Genomic DNA, 22,708 nt, shown 5'->3' with positions numbered 1-22,708 from the left:
GAGTTCCAGCATCCGGACGGCTACCGCCCCCGCAGCCGATCCATCACCGGCGCGAACGCCTCCATGGAGGCCTCCAGGACCGTCAGATAGGTGAAGCCGTACCGCTCGCGCTGGGCCAGCACCTGCGCGACGATCTGCTCGACCGTGCCGATCAACATGATGGGCAGGTCCAGGGCCTGCTGGAGGGTGAGGTCCGGCAGCCGGTGCAGGAACGGGGTGGCGACGGCCTCGCGGTCGTCGGTGACGACCACCGTCTGGATGAGCAGGTTCAGCTCGGCCGGTTCCTTGCGGCCCTCGGCCAGGCGCCGGTAGCGGGCGACGCGTTCGTCGAGTTGCTCGGCGGTGGTCGGGATCAGCTTGCCGGTCGTGTTCCCCGGCACCAGCGTCGCCCCGGTGAAGGCCGCGATGTCGGCGTGCTCGGCGGACAGCCTCAGCACCCGGTTGCCGATCCCGCCGATCAGCAGGGGCACCCGGGGCCGCTGCACCGGCCGCGGCACGTGGTCCTCGGCGGACAGCAGCCGCTCCAGCTCCTCGACCAGGTGCCGGAGATGGTCCACCCGCTCGCCCGCCGACCCGAAGGGCAGCCCGGCCAGGTCGTGCTCGGCCTGCACATAGCCCGTGCCCAGGCCGAGTTCGAGGCGGCCGCGGGTGAGGGCGTCCACCGTGGCGACCTCGCGGGCGAGCAGCGCCGGGTTCCAGAAGCCCGAGTTCAGGACGAAGGTGCCCAGGCGCGGCCGCTCGGTGACCTCCGCCGCCGCGACCAGTGCCGGGAAGGGGGCGACCTTGCCGAGATGGTCGGGGACCAGGATGACGTCGTACCCGAGCTCCTCGGCCTGTCGGCACTTGGCGCGCCAGACCTCGTCGGTGGCGGCGGCGGTCAGGTTGACGGCGAAGCGGAACGGGCGGGGCCGATCGGGGCGGGGCATGAACTCTCCTCAGCGGTAAGCGACTTGAGTTGTCTGCCCGGTGATTCCATCATTCGTGCGCGATGGCCGCCAGTACGTTCATGCGCGATGCACGGAGCGCCGGCAGCAGCGCCGCCACGATGCCCACCACCGCCGAGCCGACGACGACCGCCACGATCGTGCCCCAGGGGATCGCCAGCGCGTTCAGGCCCTGGAGCGCCAGCACCTGCTGGGTGCACACGCCCCACACCAGGCCGAGCGCCAGCCCCAGCACCGCGCCGAACACCGCGATGACCACCGACTCCAGGCGGATCATCCGGCGCAGCTGACGCCGGGCGAGTCCGATGGCGCGCAGCAGCCCGATCTCCCGGGTGCGCTCCACGACCGACAGGGCGAGGGTGTTGACCACCCCGAGCACCGCGATGACGATCGCCAGCCCGAGCAGCGCGTACACGAGATAGAGCAGGACCGCGATCTGGTCGTGCACGAGGTCCTTGTAGTCGGCCAGGTCACGCACCTGGACCTGCGGATACGGGTCGAGCGTCTTCTCCAGGGCCGCGCGCAGCCGGTCGGCCCTCGTGCCGGAGGCGGCGTTGACGTACAGCGCGGACTCCTGGCCGCCCGGCGCGAACCGCTCCAGCGTGTCGAGCCCGAAGTAGATCCCGCCCTGCGTCCCGAACCCCTCCGCCTGGTCCTGGTCGGTGAGCGCGCCCACGGTCAGCTCGGTCCGGCGCCCGCCCTGGAACTCGACGGGCACCTTGCTGCCGACCCTCACGCCGTGGTCGCGCGCGAAGTCCCGGTCCATGCCCAGGTGCCCGGACGCGAGCGCGGCCGCGGTGTCGCCCTGCGCGTAGGTGATGCGGGCGACCTCGTCGAGCTGCGGGTCGTAGCCCGCGGCGGTGGTCTCGACGCGCTTGCCGTCCGGCAGCCGTACGGCGATGGGCGCGAACCTCGACCGTACGACGAGCCCGGTGCCCTCGGTGTCGCGGACCGCGTCCGTGACCTCCTGCGGGAAGGGCAGGAAGTTGCCGTTCTGCACGACGAAGTCGGCGCCCAGGGTCTTGTCGATCTGGTCGTCGAAGGACTTGGACATGGAGGCGCTGGCCACCGACATCCCGCCCACGAGGGCGAGGCCGACCATGAGCGCGGCCGCGGTGGCGCCGGTGCGGCGCGGGTTGCGCAGGGCGTTGCGCTGGCTCATCCGTCCGACCGGGCCGAAGAGGGCCGGGAAGGCACCGCCCAGCACCCGGATCACCGGCCGCACCAGCAGCGGCCCCGCGATCACGGTCGCCAGCAGCGTCAGGACGACACCGAGCCCCAGCAGCGAGGCCGCCGACGCCGTCCGCGAGGAGGTCACGCACCCGACGAGTGCGGCGGCGCCCGCCGCGCCCACCAGGCCGCCCACGATCGCGCGGACCTTCAGCGGCCGTCCGATGCCGGCGATCTCGGCGTCCGCGAGGGCCGCCATGGGGGAGACGCCGGCCGCCCGCCGGGCCGGGAGATAGGCCGCGACGAAGGTGACGCCCACGCCCACGACGTACGCCGCCACGGGGGTGCCCCAACCGACCACCATCTCGCCCGAGTTGATGTTCATGCCGAAGGCGTTCATCAGGGCGATGAGGCCGAACGCAAGGCCGATGCCCGCGCCCAGGCCGACCGTCGAGGCGACCAGGCCGAGCAGGGTGGCCTCGGTGAGCACCGAGCGGCGGACCTGACGCCGGTCGGCGCCCAGGGCGCGCAACAGGCCCAGTTCGCGGGTGCGTTGGGCGATCAGCATCGAGAAGGTGTTGACGATGAGGAAGACACCGACCAGGACGGCGATCCCGGCGAAGCCCAACATGACGTACTTGATGACGTCGAGGAAGCCGCCCAGCTGGTCGATGTCCGACTTCGCCTGCTCCTCGGCGGTCCGGTACTCGTAGGTGCCCGTGCCGAGCGCGGCCACCACCCGCTGCTTGAGCTGGTCGTTGCTCACTCCCTCGGCGGCGTCCACCGAGATGCTGGTGGCGGCGTCGGCGGAGCCGAGCAGCTTCGTCTGCGCGGTCGGCGGGTCCAGGAACAGCAGCGAGGCCCCGGGGTTGGTGGTGGTGAAGGTGACGATGCCGACGATCCGCACCTTGAACGAGCCGGGGCCCGCGATCACGGTGAGCGGGTCGCCGATGCGCAGGTCCTTGCGGTCGGCGGTCTCGGAGTCGAGCAGGGCCTCGCCCGGGCCGTGCGGCGCGTGGCCCGAGGTGAGCTCGACGGGGCTGCGCGAGGTCGGGTTCCAGTCGGTGCCGATGGTGGGGGCGCCGGTGGAGGACCCCACCGACTCGTTCTCGGAGTCGGCGACGGTGATCCCGTCGTCCTCGGCGTCGAACCGCGCGGCGGCGACCCCGTCGACGCGGGCCACCCGGTCCGCGAGTGCGGCGGGCAGGGTGGCCGTGGTGCCGGACGGGATGGCCTCCTTCAGGTCCTCCTTGGGGCTGACGGTGAGGTCGGGTGCCGAGGAGGCGAAGAGCCGGTCGAAGGTGCGGCTCAGCGTGTCGGAGAAGATCAGGCTGCCCGAGACGAAGGCCACGGACAGGACGACGGCCAGCGCGGAGAGCAGCAGCCGGCCCTTGTGGGCGAGAAAACTGCGGAGCGTCGCCTTCAGCACGGCGTCATCCCTCGTCGGGAGCGGCGTCGACCTGACCGCGGATCACGTCGAAACGCTTCATGCGCTCCAGCACCGCCTCCGCCGAGGGCCGTTCCATGCTGTCCACGATCCGCCCGTCCCCGAGGAAGAGCACCAGGTCGGAGTGGGCGGCGGCCCCCGGGTCGTGGGTGACCATGACGACGGTCTGGCCGAGCTGGTCGACGGCCTCGCGCAGGAAGCCCAGCACCTCCAGGCCGGCCCGCGAGTCGAGGTTGCCGGTCGGCTCGTCCGCGAAGATCAGCTCGGGCCGGGAGGCCAGCGCCCGGGCGCACGCGACCCGCTGCTGCTGGCCTCCGGAGAGCTGGGAGGGCCGGTGCTTGAGACGGTCCCGCAGGCCCAGGGTGTCGATGACCTGGGCCAGCCACTTCTCGTCGGGCTTCTTGCCCGCGATGTCCATGGGCAGGGTGATGTTCTCGGCCGCGTTGAGCGTGGGGATCAGATTGAACGACTGGAACATGAACCCGATCCGGTCCCGGCGCAGCCGGGTCAGCTCGCGCTCCTTCAGCCCGGTGATCTCGGTGTCGCCGAGCCACACCTGGCCGGCCGAGACGGTGTCGAGCCCCGCCAGGCAGTGCATCAGCGTGGACTTCCCGGAGCCCGAGGGCCCCATGACGGCGGTGAAGCGACCGCGCGCGATGTCCACGTCCACCGCGTCCAGCGCGAGCACGGCCGTCTCGCCCGAGCCGTACGCCTTGGTCAGACCGCGGGCGCGGGCCGCGATCCCTTCGGTCGGAGCGGTCTCGGGGGCGTCCTCCGCAGCAGTGGCCATGGAGCCGAGGGTAATGTGATCCACCCCACAGCCGATATCCCCCTTGGGGTCGAGGTGTCCTCCCTCCCAGGTCGGGCCCCTGATACCCGTGTAAGGGGCACCCCGTGTAAGCGGCATCCTCCTGCTCGTCCTGGTGCTCCCCCTGGACGCCTCTTGCCGGTGCTAGCGCATCGGCGCTAGCTTTTGGGTATGGCGAAGACTCAGTTGAACGTGCGGGTGGACGAGGGCACCGCCCGCGCCGCCCGTGAACGTGCCCTCGCCCGTGGCGTGAGCGTCAACCGCTACATCGAGGAGCTGGTCATGAAGGACACCGGAGAGGCGGGGCAGGCCTTCGTCGAGGCCGCGGCCGACTTCATGAAGCAGTACGAGTCCGTCTTCGCGGAGGAGTTCGGCAAGGAGAGCAAGGACAACGAGAGTCGTTGAGCGATCTGCACATCGATCTCGCCTGGCTGCTCATGCTCGCCGAGCAGAAGACCCCGGGCGACCCCCAGGTCACCGACTGGGGCGCCCTGGTCGCCGCCGTGGCCCGGCACCAGGCCGAGATCTTCGACATCCCCGTCTACGACAACCCGCATCTGCGCGCCGCCTCGCTGCTGCAACTCCTCATCCACGTACCGGCGTTGGAGCGCACCAACGCGCTCTTCGCCTGCGCGGTCGCCTACGCCTACCTCGTCGCGAGCGGCCTCAGGGTCGTCACCTCGCCGGTGCTCGTCCGTGATCTCGCCAAGGTGGCCAAGAAGGGCGACGCCTCGGTGCACGACATCGCGCGTGAGCTGCGGAAGTGGACCCTGTGAGGCGGCTGACCGTGTGAATCGGCGGACCGTGTGAATCGGTGGTCTCCGTGAATCAGCGGTCACCGTGAATCGACGGTCCCCGTGAATCGGCTATCCCTGTGAAGCGGCGGTCCCCGTGAATTCAGCCGTCCGTCGGCGAGGGGCGCCACGCGGTGCCCAGCACGCAGAAGGACGGGGGCAGCTTCGGCCCCTTCTCCGGCATCAACACCCGCCGATAGGGGCCGAGTTCGAACCCGGCCTCGCGCAGCGCCCCGACCGGGTCCCGGGCCAGATGACAGCCGCCGCTCAGCGGGGGCCAGAGCGTGCGGTCCAGGGCGCGCTGGGTGAACCGCATCACCGGGCCGCCGCCCCGCCCGTGCTCGAAGAACCGCACGGTCCCGCCGGGCCGCAGCACCCGCCGTACCTCGCCCAGCGCGCGCGGCACATCGCGCACACTGCACAGCACCAGCGAGAACACCACCGCGTCGAAGGCCTCGCTCTTGACCGGCAGCGCCTCCGCGGCGCCCGGCACCACGTCCACCGGCACCTCCGAGCGCAGCGCGGACTCCACCGCCAACTGCCGCAGCCGGCGCTCCGGTTCGATCGCCACGACCTCGGAGACGGTGCCCGGATAGTGCGCGAAGTTCAGACCGTTGCCCGCGCCGATCTCCAGCACCCGGCCGGACAACCCGGCGAGCAGCCGCTCCCGCACACCGGCCAGGCCCATCCTGGTCTCGGCGGCGACGCTGACCCGCGCGTAGTACCGCGCGAAGATCGGGTGGTGGACGGGATCCCGGGACACCTTGCCGGTGCCGGCGGACCGTAGCGGCATGACAGCCTCCCTCGCCGAGGACGGGCCCTACCGCGATTGTCCCCCGTGGGACCCCGTCGCACCCCCTCCGGCGCCTACTGCACGAAAGCGCGCACCTGATGGTAGACGCCGTAGTCGTTGTTCATGTCGGTGTGCGAGATACAGCCCACCTCGACATTCGTCGCGCCGTTCAGGATCGCCGTGGTGTCCGGGGTGAGGGCGTCGTCGCAGTTGGACCAGTAACTGGCGTAGGAGACGCTGCCCGGTGTCTCGTCACCGGAGTTGAGCGCGGTGAGGAAGGAGCTGCCGGTGTACATCTCCGCGCACGAGGTGTACAGCCAGGAGCACCAGGAGGCCGTCGTCGTCCCGTGGTTGACGCCGGCCGCCGAGACGAAGTCGTCCACGTATGCCGTGCCGCCGAGGTTCTTCAGGTAGTAACGGGCGCTCAGCGCGCCCATCGAGTGGGTGACCAGGTCGACCTTCGAGGCGCCGGTCGCCCTCAGGACCCGCTGGACCTCCGTGGCCAGCTGCTGGGCAGTGGTCACGTTCGACTGCGACCAGCTGTACGACCATGCGTCCAGCTCGGACGCGCTGTAGCCGTCCGCCTTGAAGTCGGCGATCCAGTCGTCCCAGCTGCTCGCGTCACTGCTCAGGCCGTGCACGAACACGATCGGGTTGTGGGTCGCCGCGTGCGCGGGGACCACGGCGAAGGAGAGTGCCAGAAGGAGCGAAGAGACCACGGCCGTGGCGGCCGCGGCGATGCGACGCCCGAAGCGCTGCATGATGCCTCCTGAAACGGGTGGGGTTGTCAGGAGTGTCGGGCGGGTCCACGCGCGTCGCATCGGCGAAATCGCCGGTCTTTACGGGTCAATTAACTCGCCAGTAACGTGAGTTGTGTGGTGACTCCGGTGAACCCTCCGCATCAGACCCGCACTTCGCCACCGCGACGCGTGATCTCGGCGCTTCCCGAGGGCGTGAGGGTGCGGCTGCTGCATTCCGTTCACGGCGATCCGCGCGCCGCCGCCGAACTCGTGACGCTGCTGAGCGACCGCCAGTCGGCCGGCCTCGACCCGCTCCCCACCGAACCCGCGGAACTCGCCCCGCGACTGCTGCGCGCACTGCGCGCGGAGCTCCGCGCCCTGCCCGACGACACCCGCCTCCTGCTGCTCCTCGCCGCCGCCGACCAGTACCCGGTCGCCACCCACGCCTTCCTCCGGGCCGTCACCGCCGTCCGCCTCGACACCCGCCCGCTGGAGCGGGCGGAGACAGCGGGCGTCGCGCACTCCGGCGCCGGTGGTGTCGTCTTCCGGGACACCTGGACGAGGATCGCCGCCTACGAGTCCGCTTGCCCGGCCGACCGCCGTGACGTCCACCGTCTGCTGGCCCGGGTGCTGCACGGCGACGGCGAGGCACCCCTGCGTTCCTGGCACCGCGGCGCGGGCGCGCTGGGCCCGAGCGCACGGCTGGTGGCGGAGCTGCGCGGCTCGGCCGACCGGGCTCGCCGCACCGGGCGGCCCGCACTGGCGCGGGCCCTGCTGGAGCGTGCCGCCGCGCTCTGTGCGGATCCTGCGGAGCGCTCGCGCCTGGTGACACGTGCCGCCGCCGACGCCTGGCAGGCGGGCGACGCCGACCGGGCCCGCCGACTCGTGTCCGACGGCACGGCCGACGACGCCCTCTCCGGCCTGTTCGCGCTCCGCGCGGGCAACGCCACGGAGGCGTTCGACGCGCTCCTGGGCGCGGCTGCGCTCCGCGCGAGAACGGGGAGACGGAACGGTTCTCCGGAGGTGGAGGGGGCGCCGACCGGTTCTCCGGACGTGGGCGGGGCGTCAACCGGTTCTCCGGACGTGGGCGGGCGGTCCAACGGTTCTCCGGACGCGGACGGGACGTCAGGAGAACCGCGGGCCTCCTTCGACCCCGCCGCCCGCCTCCTCGCCCGCGCCACCGAAGCCGCCGTCTACACCGGTGACCTGCGCCGCTGCCGCGAGGCCGCCCGGGCCGCCGACCGCCTCGGGATCACCCCTCCCGGCACCCTCGGCGGGCTCGCGGCCGCCTTCGAGGGGCGGTACGAGGACGCCCGCGACCTCCTCCAGGCGGCCGCCGGCCGCTGCGGCCCGGGCGGCGACCCCACCCTCCTCGTCCACGCGGGCATCGCCGCCCTGATGCTCGGCGACCACACCCGCGCCGCCACCGCGACCCTGCGCGCCGCCGCCTCCGCCCGCGCCCGGGGCGCGACCGGCGTCCTCGCGCAGGCCATGGAGTTCCGGGCCTACGCCGACTTCTGGACCGGTCGCCCGCAGGCCGGCCGCGCCGCCGCGACAGAGGCCCTGCACCAGGCGTACGCCACCGGCCAGGACAACGGGGCCTGTCATCTCCAGGCCGCCCTCGCCATGTTCGCGGCGATCACCGGCGACGCCGACGTCTGCCGCGAACGAGCCGCCGCCGCACGCTCGTACGCCCTCGCCCGGGGCCTCGGCCTGCCCGCCGCCCTGGCCCAGTGGGCGCTCGCCTACCTCGACCTCACCGCCGGCCGCTTCGCCGGCGCGGCGGCCCGGCTGCGGGCGCTCGCCGGGTTCGGTCCCGGCCACGGCCACCGGGCCATCCGGCACCTGGCCACCCCGCACTACGTGGAGGCCGCCGTCCGTACCGACGACACACGGATCGCGCGGGCCGCCCACACCGACTACCACCGCTGGGCGACAGCCGTCCGCAGCCCCGACGACCTCGCGCTGAGCGCCCGCTGCCGGGCCCTGCTGGCCCCGGGGGAGGAGGCCGTCGAGCACTACCGCACGGCCCTCGAACTCCACGCCCGCGGCACCCGCGACCTCGAACGCGCCCGCACCGAGCTCCTGTTCGGCAGCGCCCTGCGCCGCCTGCGCCACCGCACGGAGGCACGCGACCGGCTCCACAGCGCCCTCGAAGCCTTCGACCAGTTCGGCGCACCGCACTGTGCCGCCAGGGCGAGAGCCGAACTCCGCGCGCTGGGCGCCCCCGCCGCCCAGACCCGGTCCGTGGATCCCGCCGCACGTCTGACCGCCCAACAGCTGCTGGTCGCCCGCATGGTCGCCGAGGGCGCCACCAACCGCGAGATCGCCGCCCGCCTGGCGCTCAGCCCGCGCACGATCGACCACCATCTGCGGGGCGTCTTCACCCGGTTGGGCATCCGCTCCCGCATCGAACTGGTGCGGCTCATCGCCGAGAGCGAGGTCCCGTAGCCCCTCAGAGCCGCGCGCCGAGGTGTCGCGCGCCGAGGTGTCGTAGCGGCTCCTCAGGGCGCCTCGCGCGCCCCGAACTCCTCCGCGTCCCAGCTCCCGTCCAGTCGCGGTGCCAGCCAACTCGGCGCAGCCGCACGGAAGTCGGCTGGTGCGAGCCGTCCCGCCCCGGCCGGCAGCGCGCCCAGCAGCGGGGCCCCGGCCACCTCCGGCAGATCGGCGACATTGCACCGCGAGGCGAGATCGGGGGAGTCGGGCCAGCTGCCGATCACCACACCCGCCAAGTCCAGCTCACGGCGCCGCAGTTCACGGGCCGTCAGCTCCGTGGTGTTGAGTGTGCCGAGGCCCGCCGACGCCACGACCAGCACCGGCGCCCGCAACAGCTGAGCCGCGTCGGCCAGCGTCCCGCCCTCCTCGTCGAAGCGGACGAGGAGCCCGCCCGCCCCCTCCACCAGCACCAGATCGTGCTCGGTGGCCAGCTTGGCGGCGGCCTCGGCGATCCCCTCCGGGTGCACCGGTTCGAGAGCGGCCCGGCGCGCGGCCGTCGCCGGGGCCAACGGCTCGGGGAAACGGGCCAGTTCGCCCTTGGTGACGGCACCCGCGAGCCGGGCCACCTCCTCGGCGTCCCCCGGCTCGTCCGGCCGTACGCCGGTCTGCGCGGCCTTCAGGACGGCGACCGTACGCCCCGCCGCGAGCGCCGCCGCGGCCACGGCGGCCGTGGTCACCGTCTTGCCGACCTCCGTGCCCGTGCCCGTGATCACCAGGACCGGCATGTCATCCCTCCTTCGCCGCGGCGCACACCGCGCGCGCGATCCGTGCCACGTCCTCGTCGCCGGTGACGTACGGCGGCATGGTGTAGACGAGGTCGCGGAACGGCCGCAGCCACACGCCCTCGCGTACGGCGGCCTCGGTCGCGGCCCGCATGTCGACCTCGTGGTCCAGCTGCACGACCCCGATGGCGCCCAGAACCCGAACGTCCTTCACCCCGGGGAGGTCACGCGCCGGCGCCAGGCCCTCCCACAGGCCCGCCTCGATCCGCTTGACCTCCGCGAGCCAGTCCTGCCCGAGCAGCAGCCCGATCGAGGCGCAGGCCACCGACGCGGCCAGCGGGTTGCCCATGAAGGTCGGGCCGTGCGCGAGCACCGGGACCTCGCCCCGCGAGATCCCCTCGGCCACCCGGGGCGTGCACAGCGTCGCCGCCATCGTCAGATAGCCGCCGGTCAGCGCCTTGCCCACGCACATCACGTCCGGCGTCACCGCCGCGTGCTCCGCCGCGAACAGCGCGCCCGTGCGTCCGAAGCCGGTCGCGATCTCGTCGAACACCAGCAGCACGTCGTGCGCGTCGCACGCCTCGCGCAGCACCCGCAGATACGCGGGGGAGTGGAACCGCATCCCGCCCGCGCCCTGCACCACCGGCTCCACGATCACCGCGGCCAGTTCGTCCGCGTGCCGCTCGATCGCCGCCCGCAGCCGGTCGGCGTACGACTCCTCGTACTCGGCCGGGGGCGCGTCCACGAACACCTGGCGGGGCAGCACCCCGGACCACAGCTCGTGCATCCCGCCCTCGGGGTCGCACACCGACATGGGCTGCCAGGTGTCGCCGTGGTAGCCGCCGCGCCAGGTCAGCAGGCGCTGCTTGCCCGTGCGGCCCAGCGAGCGCCAGTACTGGAGGCACATCTTGACCGCGACCTCGACCGACACCGACCCCGAGTCGGCGAGGAAGACATGCTCCAGCCCTTTAGGAGACATGTCGACAAGGAGCTTCGCGAGCCGGACCGCGGGCTCGTGGGTGAGCCCACCGAACATCACATGGCTCATCCGGCCGAGCTGCTCGTGCGCGGCCTCGTTCAGCACCGGGTGGTTGTAGCCGTGGATCGCCGACCACCAGGAGGACATGCCGTCGACCAGCTCCGGGCCCTCGGCGAGCCTGAGCCGCACCCCGCTCGCCGACTCCACGACGAGCGGGTCGACCCGGCCGGGCATCGGACCGTACGGATGCCACACGTGCCGCCGGTCGAGCGCCAGCAGCTCAGGCACCGGCAGGCCGGGCAGATCAGGCATTGGGCGCGAGATCCGTTCCGGCACCTCGGCGGCGTACGGCGACCAGGTCGGTACGGGGCTCGCTTGCCGCCGGCGCCGAGGCGGCCGTACCGCAGACGCCACCGCCCGCGTGCGACCCGCACCCGGCGTCCGCCTCCGCCCCCGACCCGCACCCGGCGTCCGCGTCCGCCCCCGACCCGCAGCCGCCGTCCTGGTGCGAGCCGCAGCCGCCCCCGGCCGCCGCGTGTGCCCGGTGCTCCGGCAGGGTGACCTCGCCCGCGCCCTCCACCTCGAAGCCGGCGTCGGCGATCATCTCCAGGTCGGCCTTGCCGGCCTGGCCCTCGGTGGTGAGGTAGTCGCCGAGGAAGATCGAGTTGGCGAGGTTGAGGGCGAGGGGCTGCATCGTGCGCAGATGGACCTCGCGGCCGCCCGCGATGCGGACCTCCACGTCCGGGCAGACGAAGCGGACCATCGCGAGGATCCTGAGGCAGCGCTGCGGGGTGAGGTTCCACTCCTTGGCCAGCGGGGTGCCCTCGACCGGGATCAGGAAGTTGACCGGGACCGAGTCGGGGTCCAGCTCGCGCAGCGAGTAGACGACGTCGACCAGGTCCTCGTCGCTCTCGCCCATGCCGGCGATCAGGCCCGAGCAGGCGGACAGACCGGCCGCGTGCGCCTTGGTGACGGTGTCCACCCGGTCGGCGTAGGTGTGGGTGGTGGTGATGTCGCCGTAGGTCGACTCGGACGTGTTGAGGTTGTGGTTGTAGGCGTCCGCGCCCGCCTCGCGCAGCCGCTCGGCCTGGCCGTCGGAGAGCAGACCCAGACAGGCGCACACCTCGACGCCCTCGTTCTGCTCCTTGATCGCCTTGATGGTGCCCGCGACCCGGTCCACGTCCCGGTCGGTCGGCCCGCGCCCGGAGGCCACCAGGCAGACCCGCTTGGCGCCACCGGCGAGTCCGGCCGCGGCGGCCTGGGAGGCCTGCTCGGGCTTGAGCCAGGTGTACTTCAGGATGCCGGTCGAGGAGCCGAGCCGCTGGGAGCAGTAGGAGCAGTCCTCGGGGCACAGCCCGGACTTCAGGTTGACGAGATAGTTGAGTTTCACCCGCCGTCCGAACCAGTGCCGGCGCACCTTCCCGGCCGCGGCCACCACATCGAGCAGCTCGTCGTCGGACGTGGCCAGTACGGCCAGCGCCTCCTCGCGGGTCGGCAGCTCGCGCCGAAGCCCCTTGTCCACCAGCGTGTTCAGCAGGTCCATGAGAGCCGATCCTGTCCTACGGACCCGCCTCGGGCCAAGGTAGGGATCGAACAACTCACCCGCTTTGACGTGTGGGTATTGCCACACCGTGGGTAGCGTTTGCTGCCGCTAGGGTCTGTTCGTTGTCTACAAAAGCACCGGAGGACCCATGGCGTTCGGCTGGATCGACGAGCAGGCGGCGGCACGCCGGCAGGCCGGACTCGTACGGACCCTGCGGCCCCGCCCGGCCGACTCCCCGCTGCTCGATCTGGCGAGCAACGACTACCTGGGCCTGGCCCGCCATCCCGAGGTCGTGGCGGGAGCGGAGGCGGCCGCCCGGACCTGGGGCGGCGGCGCCACCGGGTCCCGGCTCGTCACCGGTACGACCGAGCTGCACACCGAACTCGAACGCGAGCTGGCCGACTTCTGCGGCTTCGAGGCGGCGCTCGTCCTCTCCTCCGGCTACGCGGCCAACCTCGCCGCCGTCACCGCGCTCGCGCCGCACGGCTCGCTGATCGTCTCCGACGCGGGCAACCACGCCTCGCTCATCGACGGCTGCCGACTGGCCCGCGGCACGACCCAGGTCGTCGCGCACGCGGACCCCGAGGCCGTCCGCAAGGCGCTCGGTACGCATGACGGGCCCGCGGTCGCCGTGTCCGACACCGTCTTCTCCGTCGACGGCGACGCGGCGCCCCTGACCGGCCTCGCCGCGGCATGCCGGGAGCACGGCGCGGGCCTGGTCGTCGACGACGCCCACGGCCTGGGCGTGCTCGGCACCGGCGGCCGCGGCGCCCCGCACGCGGCGGGACTCGCGGGCGCCGACGACGTGGTCGTCACGGTCACGCTCTCCAAGTCGCTCGGCAGCCAGGGCGGTGCCGTGCTCGGCCCCGCACGGGTGATCGAGCACCTGGTCAACGCGGCACGGACGTTCATCTTCGACACCGGTCTGGCCCCCGCGTCGGCGGGAGCCGCCCTGGCGGCCCTGCGGCTGCTCGGACGTGAGCCCGAACGGGCCGCACGCGCGCGTGAGGTGGCGACCGGACTGCACGCACGCCTGACCGCCGCGGGTCTGGAGGCGGTACGTCCGGACGCCGCGGTGGTATCGGTGCGCGCACCCTCCCCGGAGGAGGCCGTGCGGTGGGCGGCCGACTGCCGTGCGGCCGGGCTGTTCGTGGGCTGCTTCCGGCCCCCGTCCGTGCCCGACGGCATCTCACGGCTCAGGCTGACCGCCCGCGCCGACCTCTCCGAGGAGCAGATCGAACGCGCTGTACGGGTGATCGGCGGAACACGACCATGAGTCGGCGTGACACGGCCGTGGCGCCGGATGGACCCGGGGTCAGAACGCGGCTGTGAAGCCCGCCCAGCTCTCGGGGGAGAAGAGCAGCGCGGGTCCGTCCGGGTCCTTGGAGTCGCGTACGGCGAGCAGCCCGGCCCAGGGCCCGGCCGACGGCCTCGCCGTCTCGACGCAGTTGTTCGCTCCGGTGCTGTAACTGCTGCGCAGCCAGCGCACCTCGCGTAGTTCGGTACTGGATGGAACGTGCCGAGGCAGTGCAGACATGGTGCCTCCTTACGCGCCGTCACCCAACTCGGCGATGTAGTCCAACGAGTCCTCGGGCGAAAGGGCGTGGACCTGAAGGGAGTTGAAGGCCTCGGTGTAGGCCTCCAGGTCTTCTTTCCGTTCGAGGTAGAGGCTACTCGTCAAGTGGTCGAGAACAACCACGTCCAGATCAGAAGTGCTCGAAAATGAGAAGATTACGAAAGGGCCGGTGACACCCACATGCGCCCCGGCCGTGAACGGCAGTACCTGGAGGCACACTTGTGGCAGCCGGGCCGCCTCCAGAAGTCTGTGCAGCTGCCGGGTCATCACCACGGGCCCGCCGACCTCCCGCCGCAGCACCGCCTCGTCCAGGACGGCGCTCAACTCCAGTGGCCGCTGGGCGCGCAGTACGTCCTGACGGGCCAGCCGCACCTCGACCAGCGCGTCGAGCCGCTCGTCGTCGAGCCCGTCCACCGCGGCCCGGGTCACCGCGCGCGCGTACTCGGGCGTCTGGAGCAGCCCGGGCACTACCGAGGTCTCCAGCGTGCGCATCGCGCTCGCCTGGGACTCCAGACTGATGAAGTCCCGGTAGGTCGGGGGCAGGACGCCCCGATAGGCGTGCCACCAGTGGTGCCGGCCGCCGCCGCCCCCGTCGGAACCCGCCAATACCAGAAGCAGCTCCCGCAGTTCCGTGTCCGTCACGCCGAAGGCGTCCAGGAGTAACCGCACATCGGCCGGTTTCACCCCGCTGGCACCGGTCTCGATCCGGCTCACCTTCGACTGGTGCCAGCCCACGAGCCGGGCCGCCTCACCGCTGGTGAGCCCGGCACTCGCGCGCAGCGCACGCAGTTCGGCGCCCAGCTTTCGACGGCGCACCGCGGGACCGTGCTGCATGCGCTACTCCTTACTCCTTACGAGCCGCCCAAATACGGTCTCGCGTCGCAGAGTTCACCGCTTCGAGCGACAGATATATGCATATCTTGGTGGATCGGCACCCGTCACCGCCGCGGTAATGGCACTCTGACGAAGAACCACCAGTCCGGGACCGTACTCGAACCATCCGCACCGTGTCGGACTTCGGTCCCGTGGGAAAGGGACGACGTCGCCATGGCAGATCACCTGGAAGCATCCGTCACCCTGCCGAGCGAACCAGCCTCGGTCTCCGCGGCCCGCACCTACGTCCTGAGCACACTCGCGGAGTGGGGGCTGCCCTCGGCCACGGACGCCGCCGAGACCGTCCGGCTCATCGTCTCCGAACTCGCCACCAACGCCGTACAGCACACCTTCGGGCAGTCACCCACCTTCACGGTGGACATCGAGCTGGACCGCGACGAACAGCTGCGCATCGGGGTGACCGACAGCCACCCCCGCTTTCCCAGACGCCTCCCGGCCGCGGTCCAGCAGGACAACGGCCGCGGGATGGTGATCATCCGCTGGCTCGCCGCCGAGTGCGGGGGCAAGCTGAAGGTCAGGCCCACGCGGGAGGGCGGCAAGACGGTCTCCATCGAACTCCCGTGGACGGTCCCGGCCCAGTCGGTCACGACGGCCGGCCAACAGGAGCCGTAGTTTCCTCACGCGGCCGACGCCTCCCCGGTCCGATGGACGACCGAGTTCGTACGGCGCACCGACTCCACCCCCCCCGTGGGGAGCGGGGCCGGCTCGTAGGTGTGCGTCAGGGGTTCGTGGAAGGTGACCGACGACTCCACGCCGGGATACGCGCGAGCCGGGGCGGGTCGTACGGGGCGGGCGCCGACTTCACCGGCGTCGTACGCAACGCCCTGGTCTCCCGCCGGGCAGGGCGGCCTGCGCGCTGGGCGTCGCGGCCGGGCTGCTGCTGCACACCGCGCTCGCGGCGGTCCTCACGGCCGTGCCCGCACTGTTCCGGGAGCTGCACCTGCTGGGCGGGTCCCGAGGCGGAGGTCGAGCCCGCGCGGCCGCTGGCGCAGGGCTCCGTCACCAACGCGCTCAGCCCCCTAGGCCTCGACGGCCGTCCTCGGGGGCACCGGAGGCGGTCTGGCGGCTCTCGGCGTGCTGTTGCCGGCCGAGTCGCTGCGCGCGGCCCGGGCGGCCGCCTGAGTCGGTGTCAGGCGGTCCGCAGGTCCGAGGGGCCGACGGCAGGTCAGGGTGCCGGCGGCCCCTCGGGGTCGTCACTTGACCCGGCCGTACCAGACGCTCTTCGTCCAGATCTTCTGCAGCCGCACCACGTCCCCGGTCTTCGGGGCGTGCCAGATCTTTCCCTTCCCGGCGTAGATGCCGACGTGGTAGACGTTCGAGCCCGAGTGGAAGAACACCAGGTCACCGGCCTTGCGGCTGCCGGCGCCGATGTGGCGGGTCTTGTTGTACTGCTGGGCAGCCGTCCGCGGGAGCTTCTTGCCCGCCTTCTTGAACGAGTACAGCGTGAGCCCTGAGCAGTCGAAGCGCGACGGTCCCGTGGCGCCGTAGCGGTACGGCGAGCCCTTCTTGGAGGCCGCGACCTTGAGTGCCTTCGTCGCCGGCGTCGCGGCGGCGGCGTCTGCTGCGACACCGGGGACCACGACGGAGCCGCCCACGGCGGCCAGAGCGAAGGCCGAGACCGTACCGGCTCGGGCCATCAGCGACGGGACACGATTGAGCGCAGTCATGCGCAACCCTTCGTCAGCCGCCTGTGAAGGATGACCTGTCGGATTCGGGCTGGCGAAGTTGCCCGGCCGCTGACGCGGCTTCACCCCAAGGGCTGCTCGGACCGGTCATGGCGTGACCGTCCCGGCGACCCGTCGTGCTTGGGTCCTCCACTCCTGCCGATCCACTTCTGTCGACCGGTCATCCGGACGGCGGCAGGACTCGGCGTCCGCCCGGATCGCCCCGCCGCTGCGGCGGGGGCTTGTCGTCAGACAGGGATCTTGGCGCACGGAAGTGCGAAAAACCCAACGGAACCGTGGATTTGTGTTGTTACTCACCACTCACCCGTTTGGGTGAACACCCCTTCGAATGCAGGGGTGTCGAGGGCCCGAGGAGCCCCCGACCAGCACAGAAACTCCTCATTCCGCTCCTGCACCACGCGCGTTGCGCAACCCTGAGGGTCGCGAAAAAGGAGCCGCGCCTCCTCCAATAGGGGGTACGTCGTTCGGCGCGTTTCAACTCAGCCGCGGACGCCTCGTCAACTGTCTTCGGCGGGCGGCACGGTGACCCGGGCCGTACGCCGCTCCCCGTCCAGCACCCGCAGGGCCCGGGCCAGGGTCGCGGCATGCAGCTCGCGCTCACCCCGGGCGTGCATCAGGACCAGCGCGTCGCGTAGCTCGGCCGCCCTGGCCACCAGCGCCTGCGCGGCGCGCAGTCCGCCGTAGGTGTCCTCGTGCCGGGCGGGATTGATCCGGCCCAGCAGGTCGACCACGTCGAGATAACGGTCGATCAGCTCGCCCTCGGCGCGGGTGAGCGCGGGCAGCGGTGGCAGGTCCGGGACCATCCGCGGCTCACCTTTCACCCGGGGTGCCGGAGGACTTGCGGCTCGGGACGATCGCGTCCGCGAGGCCGTAGTCCAGGGCGCCCTGCGCGTCCAGGATCCTGTCCCGCTCGATGTCCTCGCCCACCTGCTCCGGGGTCCGCCCGGTGTGCCGCGCCAGCAGCTCCTCCAGGCGGGCCCGCACCCGGATCAGTTCGTCGGCCTGGATGGCCAGATCGCTCGCCTGCCCCTGCACCGGCTCGGTCAGGGCGGGCTGGTGGATCACGACCCGGGCGCCCGGGAGCATCGAGCGCTTGCCCGGGGTGCCGGCCGCCAGCAGCACCGCCGCGGAGGAACCGGCCTGGCCGAGGCAGGTCGTCTCCACATCGCAACTGACGTACTGCATGGTGTCGTAGATCGCCGACATCGCGCTGAACGAGCCGCCGGGGGAGTTGATGTACAGCGCGATGTCCCGGTCCGGCGCCTGGTGCTCCAGGTACATGAACTGCGCCATCACGTCGTTCGCCGAGATGTCGTCGATCGGCGTCCCGAGAAAGACGATCCGCTCCTCCAGCAGCCTGGAGTACGGATCCATCGTCCTGGCCCCGGAACTCGTGCGCTCATGGAACTCGGGCAGGACGTGACGGGCGGTCGGTCGGGTCATGGCGTACCCCTCCTCGCGGCAGGCTGTCCGTAAAAAATGTACAGGACGTACGTGACGTTATGATGGGGGTATGGCCTACGAGATTCCGGTGACGCAAGCCAGGGCTGAACTCGCCGACCTGATCAACCGGGTGGTGTACGGCGGCGAGCGGGTCGTCGTCACACGGCATGGAAAGCCGCTGGTCGCCCTGGTCTCCGCCGCGGACCTCGAACGGCTGGAGGAGCTCCAGGAGCCCGTCGAGGAGCAGGTGGTCAGCGCGGTCTCCGCCGTGCGGGAGGTCGCGTCCGCTCCTCGCGAACACCAGCGATTCGGCATCGCGGCCCATCACCGGGGGCCCGGACCGTCGTAGAACCGCGTCGCGCCCAAGCGTGAACCCCGGCCGCCGGGGCCGGGGTTCGGTGGAGCAGGGGTCCGGTGGAGCAGGCGTCCGGTGGAGCCGGTTCGTCAGCCGACCGGGGTGAGCGCGGGCTCCGCGGTGCTGGACGTGGTCTTCGTCGCCCGCTCCCGCCGCAGGGCGCTCCCCGCGATCACGGCGCCCAGCCCCAGCACCGCCCACCAGGTGAGGGCCAGGGCCGGTCCGGTCGCCGCCGCGCCGTCGAAGAACGACACCGAGCGCAGCAGGGTCGCGCTCGCGCCCGGCGGCAGCCACTGGCCGATCGTGCCGACCGGCTCGGGCAGCAGCTGCGGGGCCGTGGCCGCTCCCGAGAACGGGTTGCCGAGGAACATCACCAGGAACGCGACGGCTCCGATCCCCGCCGGGCCGACCAGGGCGGCCAGACCCGCCACGGCCGCGCTCACCGCCAGCGTCGCCAGCCCGAGCGCGCCGGCCTCCGCCCACCAGTCGCCGGTGAGGGCGCCGAGCCAGCTGTGTGCCAGCGCGGCCGCGATGACGCCCACCAGTGCGGCGACGACGACCAGCGCGGTCACCGCGCGCAGGCCGCGCAGTCCGAGCAGGGTCACGGCCGCGCCCGCCACCAGGCCCGCGAGGGCCAGCGGCAGTACGGACGAGCTCAGGGCCGCGCCCCTCGGGTCGGAGGCGGGAGTGGCGACGACGTCCACGACCTTGACCTCGGCACCGCTCGCGGCGGCCTGCTGGGTCACGGCCTGCTGAAGGAGCTGGGCCACGACCGGGCTCGCGGCCGACGCGGTGAGCAGCTCGGGGCCCTGGGAGGTGACGACGACCGCGCCGAACACGTCCCGGTCCTCGATGGCGGAGCGGGCGGCGGCCTCGTCGGCGTAGCGGTGGATCTCGAATGCGCCCTCGTGCCGCCGGAGCTGCTGCTCCACCTGTGCGGTCGCGGTGGCCGGACCGGCCACGCCGAGCGGCAGGTCGCGGGGGGCGGTGCGGGCGGCGGGCCAGGCGAAGGCCCACAGCGCCACGGCGGCCAGCAGGGGCACGAGGACGACGACCGCGAGCAGGCGGCGGGTGGACATGAGGACTCCAAAAAGAAGGATCGTTCGTTTTAAGTTCGTCACCACCGTCCCGCCGCTGCCGCTCCTTGTCAAGAAGGAATGTTCGTTTTACTTTGTGGACATGGCTCGCGTATCCCAGGCACACCTCGACGCCCGCCGTCGCCAGATCCTCGACGGCGCCGCGCTCTGCTTCGCCCGCAACGGCTTCCACGCCACGTCCATGCAGGACGTCCTCAAGGAGGTCGACCTCTCGGCGGGGGCCGTCTACCGCTACTTCAGCGGCAAGGAGGAGCTGATCGGCGCCATCGTCCAAGAGGTGCTCGGTCAGGTCCACGCAGGGTTCGAGGAGGCGGCCCGCACCACCCCGCCCCCCTCGCCGGACGTCCTCGTCGCGTCGGTGCTCGGCCGCGTCCTCGCCGCCAAGGAGTCCCTGACCGTGGACGGCCGGCCCGCGTTTCCGGGCCTGGTCGTCCAGGTGTGGGCGGAGACGATCCGCAACGAGGAGCTCTCGGCCGTCCTGCGGGAGGGCTACGGCGCGGTGCGCGCGGCCTGGGCCCGGATCGTCGGGGAGTACCAGGACGTCGGGATGATGCGCTCGGACGTCCCCGCGGAGCAGGTGGCCCGCACCATGATGGCGGCCGCGATGGGCTTCCTCGCACAGCAGGCGCTGTTCGGGCCGACCTCCATCGACGAACTGGCGGCGGGTCTACGGGCGTTGATGAGCATGGGGGGTGACGCCGGCCCGCGCTGACGAGCACGCGACGGGGCGGCGGCGACGCGCGTTGATGGATCACAGCTCGGTTAACGTGCCTGAAACCGGATCCAACTAGCCTGCGGTCCACGCCACCAGGGACTTTGCCCCGGGGCTGAGGCAACCGGACCCCGCACGGTCCGGAGCGAGGACTGTGAGGTGGGACGTGCAACTGACCCCGCACGAGCAAGAGAGGCTGCTGATCCATGTGGCGGCCGACGTCGCCGAGAAGCGCCGGGCCCGTGGTCTCAAGCTCAACCACCCCGAGGCGGTCGCGCTCATCACCTCGCACATCCTGGAGGGCGCGCGTGACGGCCGTACCGTCGCCGAGCTCATGGCCTCCGGACGCAAGCTGCTGACCCGCGACGACGTCATGGAGGGCATCCCCGAGATGATCCACGACGTGCAGGTCGAGGCCACCTTCCCGGACGGCACCAAGCTCGTCACCGTCCACGACCCGATCGTCTGAGGGGGCCCGATGATTCCCGGAGAGATCCTCTTCGCCGACGGCCCGATTGCGTACAACGAGGGCCGTGAGGTCACCCGCCTGACCGTCCTCAACGCCGCCGACCGACCCGTCCAGGTCGGCTCCCACTACCACTTCGCCGAGACCAATCCCGGCCTGGAGTTCGACCGCGCCGCGGCGCGCGGAAGGCGGCTGAACATCGCCGCCGGCACCGCCGTGCGCTTCGAGCCCGGCATCCCCGTCGACGTGGAACTCGTCCCGCTCGCCGGCGCCCGTGTGGTGCCGGGGCTGCGCGGGGAGACCGGAGGTGCCCTCGATGCCTGAGATCTCTCGTGCCGCCTACGCCGACCTGTTCGGCCCCACCACCGGCGACCGCATCCGGCTCGCCGACACCGACCTGCTGATCGAGGTCGAGGAGGATCGTTCCGGCGGCCCCGGGCTCGCCGGTGACGAGGCCGTGTTCGGCGGCGGAAAGGTCATCCGCGAGTCCATGGGCCAGGCGCGGGCCACCCGCGCCGAGGGCACCCCGGACACCGTCATCACGGGCGCGGTCGTCGTCGACCACTGGGGTGTCGTCAAGGCCGACATCGGCATCCGCGACGGCCGCATCACCGGCATCGGCAAGGCGGGCAACCCCGACACCATGGACGGGGTCCACCCGGACCTGGTGATCGGCCCCGAGACCGAGGTCATCGCGGGCAACGGACGGATCCTCACCGCCGGCGGCATCGACGCGCACGTCCACTTCATCTGCCCGCAGATCGCCGACGAGGCCCTCTCCGCCGGCATCACCACCCTGGTCGGCGGCGGCACCGGCCCCGCCGAGGGCTCCAAGGCCACCACCGTCACCCCCGGCCCCTGGCACCTGGCCCGGATGCTGGAGGCGATGGAGCAGTACCCGCTCAACATCGGCTTCCTCGGCAAGGGCAACACCGTCTCGCACGAGGCGATGCTGTCCCAGATCCGCGGCGGCGCCCTCGGCCTGAAGCTGCACGAGGACTGGGGCTCGACCCCGGCCGTCATCGACGCCTCGCTGACCGTCGCCGACCGCACCGGCATCCAGGTCGCCATCCACACCGACACCCTCAACGAGGCCGGTTTCGTGGGCGACACGCTCGCCGCGATCGGCGGGCGGGGCATCCACGCCTACCACACCGAGGGCGCGGGCGGCGGTCACGCACCGGACATCATGACCGTGGTCTCCCAGCCGCACGTCCTGCCCAGCTCCACCAACCCGACCCGGCCCTTCACCGTCAACACCGCCGAGGAACACCTCGACATGCTGATGGTGTGCCACCACCTCAACGCGGCCGTGCCGGAGGACCTCGCCTTCGCCGAGTCCCGCATCCGCCCCACCACCATCGGCGCCGAGGACATCCTGCACGACCTGGGCGCCATCTCGATCATCTCCTCCGACGCCCAGGCCATGGGCCGCGTCGGCGAGGTGATCATGCGGACCTGGCAGACCGCGCACGTCATGAAGCGGCGCCGGGGCGCGCTGCCGGGCGACGGCCGCGCGGACAACCGTCGCGTACGGCGTTATGTCGCCAAGTACACGATCAACCCCGCCGTCGCCCAGGGCCTCGCGCACGAGGTCGGGTCGGTCGAGACGGGCAAGCTGGCCGACCTGGTGCTGTGGGAGCCGGCGTTCTTCGGCGTCAAGCCCCATCTGGTGCTCAAGGGCGGCCAGATCGCCTACGCGCAGATGGGCGACGCGAACGCGTCCATCCCGACCCCGCAGCCGATCCTGCCCCGGCCGATGTACGGGGCGATCGGCCGGGCCCCCGCCTCGAACTCCTTCAACTTCGTGGCACCGCTGGCCATCGAGGACGGGCTGCCGGAGCGGCTCCAGCTCGGCAAGCGGTTCGTGGCGATCGAGTCGACGCGTGGGGTCACCAAGGCCGACATGCGCGAGAACGACGCCCGGCCCGACGTCCGGGTCGACCCCGACAGCTTCGCCGTGCACATCGACGGCGAGCTGGTGGAGGCCACCCCGGCGGCCGAACTGCCCATGGCCCAGCGTTACTTCCTCTTCTGATGGCGG

24 protein-coding genes and 1 riboswitch are annotated in these 22,708 nt (G+C 72.1%); of the genes, 10 read left to right on the top strand and 14 right to left on the bottom strand.

From position 1 onward, the window contains the following. Positions 1–20: 20 nt before the first annotated feature. The 3 genes from ACFULQ_RS08360 to ACFULQ_RS08350 are packed head-to-tail and all read right to left on the bottom strand — an operon-like array spanning position 21 to position 4,351. Positions 21–926: an LLM class F420-dependent oxidoreductase gene (locus ACFULQ_RS08360; RefSeq protein ID WP_383539889.1), complete on the bottom strand. Its 906-nt coding sequence runs from the start codon at positions 924–926 to the stop codon at positions 21–23. Positions 927–975: 49 nt separating this feature from the next. After that, positions 976–3,543, bottom strand: coding sequence for an FtsX-like permease family protein (locus ACFULQ_RS08355; protein ID WP_383539886.1), 2,568 nt, complete (start codon positions 3,541–3,543; stop codon positions 976–978). A gap of 4 nt (positions 3,544–3,547) precedes the next feature. Beyond that, the gene (locus ACFULQ_RS08350) at positions 3,548–4,351 is read right to left on the bottom strand and encodes an ABC transporter ATP-binding protein (RefSeq protein WP_383539883.1); all 804 of its coding nucleotides are present in this window, start codon (positions 4,349–4,351) and stop codon (positions 3,548–3,550) included. Between the two features lie 189 nt (positions 4,352–4,540). Between ACFULQ_RS08350 and ACFULQ_RS08345 the strand changes: the two genes are divergently transcribed. Together ACFULQ_RS08345 and ACFULQ_RS08340 are read left to right on the top strand one after the other, a co-directional pair. Beyond that, positions 4,541–4,774 (top strand): antitoxin, encoded by a 234-nt coding sequence (locus ACFULQ_RS08345; protein WP_383539880.1) that lies wholly within the window; start codon positions 4,541–4,543, stop codon positions 4,772–4,774. After that, on the top strand, positions 4,771–5,145 hold the full coding sequence (locus tag ACFULQ_RS08340) for a fic family toxin-antitoxin system, toxin component (RefSeq protein WP_383539878.1): 375 nt from the start codon (positions 4,771–4,773) through the stop codon (positions 5,143–5,145). The genes ACFULQ_RS08345 and ACFULQ_RS08340 overlap by 4 nt, the downstream gene beginning before the upstream one ends. Before the next feature lie 121 nt (positions 5,146–5,266). Here ACFULQ_RS08340 and ACFULQ_RS08335 read toward each other — a convergent pair whose 3' ends face one another. Together ACFULQ_RS08335 and ACFULQ_RS08330 are read right to left on the bottom strand one after the other, a co-directional pair. After that, positions 5,267–5,956 (bottom strand): class I SAM-dependent methyltransferase, encoded by a 690-nt coding sequence (locus ACFULQ_RS08335; protein ID WP_383539875.1) that lies wholly within the window; start codon positions 5,954–5,956, stop codon positions 5,267–5,269. A 74-nt stretch (positions 5,957–6,030) separates the two neighbouring features. After that, positions 6,031–6,717, bottom strand: a complete 687-nt coding sequence (locus ACFULQ_RS08330; RefSeq protein ID WP_383539872.1) for an esterase/lipase family protein — start codon at positions 6,715–6,717, stop codon at positions 6,031–6,033. Between the two features lie 168 nt (positions 6,718–6,885). Here ACFULQ_RS08330 and ACFULQ_RS08325 point away from each other — a divergent pair, with 168 nt between their 5' ends. Then, positions 6,886–9,147, top strand: coding sequence for a LuxR C-terminal-related transcriptional regulator (locus tag ACFULQ_RS08325; RefSeq protein WP_383539869.1), 2,262 nt, complete (start codon positions 6,886–6,888; stop codon positions 9,145–9,147). A 53-nt stretch (positions 9,148–9,200) separates the two neighbouring features. Here the strand turns inward: ACFULQ_RS08325 and bioD are convergent, their stop codons facing one another. Genes bioD through bioB form a run of 3 tightly spaced genes read right to left on the bottom strand, consistent with a single transcriptional unit; the run spans position 9,201 to position 12,436 of the window. After that, positions 9,201–9,917, bottom strand: coding sequence for a dethiobiotin synthase (gene bioD, locus ACFULQ_RS08320; RefSeq protein ID WP_383539866.1), 717 nt, complete (start codon positions 9,915–9,917; stop codon positions 9,201–9,203). 1 nt (position 9,918) lies between these two features. Beyond that, positions 9,919–11,205: an adenosylmethionine--8-amino-7-oxononanoate transaminase gene (locus ACFULQ_RS08315; RefSeq protein ID WP_383539863.1), complete on the bottom strand. Its 1,287-nt coding sequence runs from the start codon at positions 11,203–11,205 to the stop codon at positions 9,919–9,921. Next, positions 11,198–12,436 (bottom strand): biotin synthase BioB, encoded by a 1,239-nt coding sequence (gene bioB / locus ACFULQ_RS08310; RefSeq protein ID WP_383539860.1) that lies wholly within the window; start codon positions 12,434–12,436, stop codon positions 11,198–11,200. Before bioB ends, ACFULQ_RS08315 begins: the two co-directional genes overlap by 8 nt. A gap of 148 nt (positions 12,437–12,584) precedes the next feature. On the opposite strand from bioB, the gene ACFULQ_RS08305 reads away from it, so the two are divergent. After that, positions 12,585–13,712 (top strand): 8-amino-7-oxononanoate synthase, encoded by a 1,128-nt coding sequence (locus ACFULQ_RS08305; RefSeq protein ID WP_383539857.1) that lies wholly within the window; start codon positions 12,585–12,587, stop codon positions 13,710–13,712. Positions 13,713–13,751: 39 nt separating this feature from the next. Here ACFULQ_RS08305 and ACFULQ_RS08300 read toward each other — a convergent pair whose 3' ends face one another. Both ACFULQ_RS08300 and ACFULQ_RS08295 read right to left on the bottom strand, forming a co-directional pair. Then, a complete protein-coding gene (locus ACFULQ_RS08300; protein WP_383539854.1) occupies positions 13,752–13,973 on the bottom strand; it encodes a DUF397 domain-containing protein in 222 nt (73 codons plus the stop codon). Positions 13,974–13,982: 9 nt separating this feature from the next. Beyond that, the gene (locus ACFULQ_RS08295; protein ID WP_383539851.1) at positions 13,983–14,846 is read right to left on the bottom strand and encodes a helix-turn-helix domain-containing protein; all 864 of its coding nucleotides are present in this window, start codon (positions 14,844–14,846) and stop codon (positions 13,983–13,985) included. Positions 14,847–15,059: 213 nt separating this feature from the next. Between ACFULQ_RS08295 and ACFULQ_RS08290 the strand changes: the two genes are divergently transcribed. Next, on the top strand, positions 15,060–15,518 hold the full coding sequence (locus ACFULQ_RS08290; protein WP_383539849.1) for an ATP-binding protein: 459 nt from the start codon (positions 15,060–15,062) through the stop codon (positions 15,516–15,518). 581 nt (positions 15,519–16,099) lie between these two features. On the opposite strand, the gene ACFULQ_RS08285 is transcribed toward ACFULQ_RS08290, so the two are convergent. The 3 genes from ACFULQ_RS08285 to ACFULQ_RS08275 all read right to left on the bottom strand — a co-directional run bounded on the left by ACFULQ_RS08285 (position 16,100) and on the right by ACFULQ_RS08275 (position 18,034). After that, positions 16,100–16,573, bottom strand: a complete 474-nt coding sequence (locus ACFULQ_RS08285; RefSeq protein WP_383539846.1) for a C40 family peptidase — start codon at positions 16,571–16,573, stop codon at positions 16,100–16,102. 3 nt (positions 16,574–16,576) lie between these two features. Further along, positions 16,577–16,788, bottom strand: a riboswitch (cyclic di-AMP (ydaO/yuaA leader). 300 nt (positions 16,789–17,088) lie between these two features. Beyond that, positions 17,089–17,394 carry a hypothetical protein gene (locus ACFULQ_RS08280; protein WP_383539844.1) on the bottom strand — a complete coding sequence of 102 codons (306 nt, stop codon included), beginning with the start codon at positions 17,392–17,394 and terminating at the stop codon, positions 17,089–17,091. Between the two features lie 7 nt (positions 17,395–17,401). After that, positions 17,402–18,034, bottom strand: coding sequence for an ATP-dependent Clp protease proteolytic subunit (locus ACFULQ_RS08275; protein ID WP_383539842.1), 633 nt, complete (start codon positions 18,032–18,034; stop codon positions 17,402–17,404). A gap of 70 nt (positions 18,035–18,104) precedes the next feature. Here ACFULQ_RS08275 and ACFULQ_RS08270 point away from each other — a divergent pair, with 70 nt between their 5' ends. Continuing rightward, positions 18,105–18,383 (top strand): type II toxin-antitoxin system Phd/YefM family antitoxin, encoded by a 279-nt coding sequence (locus tag ACFULQ_RS08270; protein WP_383539839.1) that lies wholly within the window; start codon positions 18,105–18,107, stop codon positions 18,381–18,383. Positions 18,384–18,478: 95 nt separating this feature from the next. Here ACFULQ_RS08270 and ACFULQ_RS08265 read toward each other — a convergent pair whose 3' ends face one another. After that, positions 18,479–19,468 (bottom strand): ABC transporter permease, encoded by a 990-nt coding sequence (locus ACFULQ_RS08265; protein ID WP_383539836.1) that lies wholly within the window; start codon positions 19,466–19,468, stop codon positions 18,479–18,481. 100 nt (positions 19,469–19,568) lie between these two features. Between ACFULQ_RS08265 and ACFULQ_RS08260 the strand changes: the two genes are divergently transcribed. The 4 genes from ACFULQ_RS08260 to ACFULQ_RS08245 all read left to right on the top strand — a co-directional run bounded on the left by ACFULQ_RS08260 (position 19,569) and on the right by ACFULQ_RS08245 (position 22,702). Next, positions 19,569–20,198 carry a TetR/AcrR family transcriptional regulator gene (locus ACFULQ_RS08260; protein ID WP_383539833.1) on the top strand — a complete coding sequence of 210 codons (630 nt, stop codon included), beginning with the start codon at positions 19,569–19,571 and terminating at the stop codon, positions 20,196–20,198. Positions 20,199–20,364: 166 nt separating this feature from the next. Beyond that, positions 20,365–20,667 (top strand): urease subunit gamma, encoded by a 303-nt coding sequence (locus tag ACFULQ_RS08255; RefSeq protein WP_010355509.1) that lies wholly within the window; start codon positions 20,365–20,367, stop codon positions 20,665–20,667. Positions 20,668–20,676: 9 nt separating this feature from the next. Then, complete coding sequence (locus tag ACFULQ_RS08250; RefSeq protein ID WP_383539830.1) at positions 20,677–20,988, top strand: urease subunit beta; 312 nt, start codon at positions 20,677–20,679, stop codon at positions 20,986–20,988. Further along, complete coding sequence (locus tag ACFULQ_RS08245; protein ID WP_383539827.1) at positions 20,981–22,702, top strand: urease subunit alpha; 1,722 nt, start codon at positions 20,981–20,983, stop codon at positions 22,700–22,702. Before ACFULQ_RS08250 ends, ACFULQ_RS08245 begins: the two co-directional genes overlap by 8 nt. The last annotated feature ends 6 nt before the right edge of the window (positions 22,703–22,708 follow it).

The organism is Streptomyces sp. NPDC057253, from assembly GCF_042669125.1.
GTDB lineage: Bacteria > Actinomycetota > Actinomycetes > Streptomycetales > Streptomycetaceae > Streptomyces.
This window is presented reverse-complemented; position numbering and strand designations above follow the sequence as displayed.

Excerpts from the sequence above, each read along its gene's own strand:
- ACFULQ_RS08360 (WP_383539889.1), bottom strand. The coding sequence starts at position 926 with ATGCCCCGCCCCGATCGGCCCCGCCCGTTCCGCTTCGCCGTCAACCTG.
- ACFULQ_RS08285 (WP_383539846.1), bottom strand. The coding sequence starts at position 16,573 with ATGACTGCGCTCAATCGTGTCCCGTCGCTGATGGCCCGAGCCGGTACG.
- ACFULQ_RS08270 (WP_383539839.1), top strand. The coding sequence starts at position 18,105 with ATGGCCTACGAGATTCCGGTGACGCAAGCCAGGGCTGAACTCGCCGAC.
- ACFULQ_RS08290 (WP_383539849.1), top strand. The coding sequence starts at position 15,060 with ATGGCAGATCACCTGGAAGCATCCGTCACCCTGCCGAGCGAACCAGCC.
- ACFULQ_RS08335 (WP_383539875.1), bottom strand. The coding sequence starts at position 5,956 with ATGCCGCTACGGTCCGCCGGCACCGGCAAGGTGTCCCGGGATCCCGTC.
- ACFULQ_RS08350 (WP_383539883.1), bottom strand. The coding sequence starts at position 4,351 with ATGGCCACTGCTGCGGAGGACGCCCCCGAGACCGCTCCGACCGAAGGG.
- ACFULQ_RS08280 (WP_383539844.1), bottom strand. The coding sequence starts at position 17,394 with ATGGTCCCGGACCTGCCACCGCTGCCCGCGCTCACCCGCGCCGAGGGC.
- ACFULQ_RS08260 (WP_383539833.1), top strand. The coding sequence starts at position 19,569 with ATGGCTCGCGTATCCCAGGCACACCTCGACGCCCGCCGTCGCCAGATC.
- ACFULQ_RS08295 (WP_383539851.1), bottom strand. The coding sequence starts at position 14,846 with ATGCAGCACGGTCCCGCGGTGCGCCGTCGAAAGCTGGGCGCCGAACTG.
- ACFULQ_RS08265 (WP_383539836.1), bottom strand. The coding sequence starts at position 19,468 with ATGTCCACCCGCCGCCTGCTCGCGGTCGTCGTCCTCGTGCCCCTGCTG.
- ACFULQ_RS08315 (WP_383539863.1), bottom strand. The coding sequence starts at position 11,205 with ATGCCTGATCTGCCCGGCCTGCCGGTGCCTGAGCTGCTGGCGCTCGAC.
- ACFULQ_RS08250 (WP_383539830.1), top strand. The coding sequence starts at position 20,677 with ATGATTCCCGGAGAGATCCTCTTCGCCGACGGCCCGATTGCGTACAAC.
- ACFULQ_RS08345 (WP_383539880.1), top strand. The coding sequence starts at position 4,541 with ATGGCGAAGACTCAGTTGAACGTGCGGGTGGACGAGGGCACCGCCCGC.
- ACFULQ_RS08275 (WP_383539842.1), bottom strand. The coding sequence starts at position 18,034 with ATGACCCGACCGACCGCCCGTCACGTCCTGCCCGAGTTCCATGAGCGC.
- ACFULQ_RS08245 (WP_383539827.1), top strand. The coding sequence starts at position 20,981 with ATGCCTGAGATCTCTCGTGCCGCCTACGCCGACCTGTTCGGCCCCACC.
- bioD (WP_383539866.1), bottom strand. The coding sequence starts at position 9,917 with ATGCCGGTCCTGGTGATCACGGGCACGGGCACGGAGGTCGGCAAGACG.
- ACFULQ_RS08305 (WP_383539857.1), top strand. The coding sequence starts at position 12,585 with ATGGCGTTCGGCTGGATCGACGAGCAGGCGGCGGCACGCCGGCAGGCC.
- ACFULQ_RS08330 (WP_383539872.1), bottom strand. The coding sequence starts at position 6,717 with ATGCAGCGCTTCGGGCGTCGCATCGCCGCGGCCGCCACGGCCGTGGTC.
- bioB (WP_383539860.1), bottom strand. The coding sequence starts at position 12,436 with ATGGACCTGCTGAACACGCTGGTGGACAAGGGGCTTCGGCGCGAGCTG.
- ACFULQ_RS08300 (WP_383539854.1), bottom strand. The coding sequence starts at position 13,973 with ATGTCTGCACTGCCTCGGCACGTTCCATCCAGTACCGAACTACGCGAG.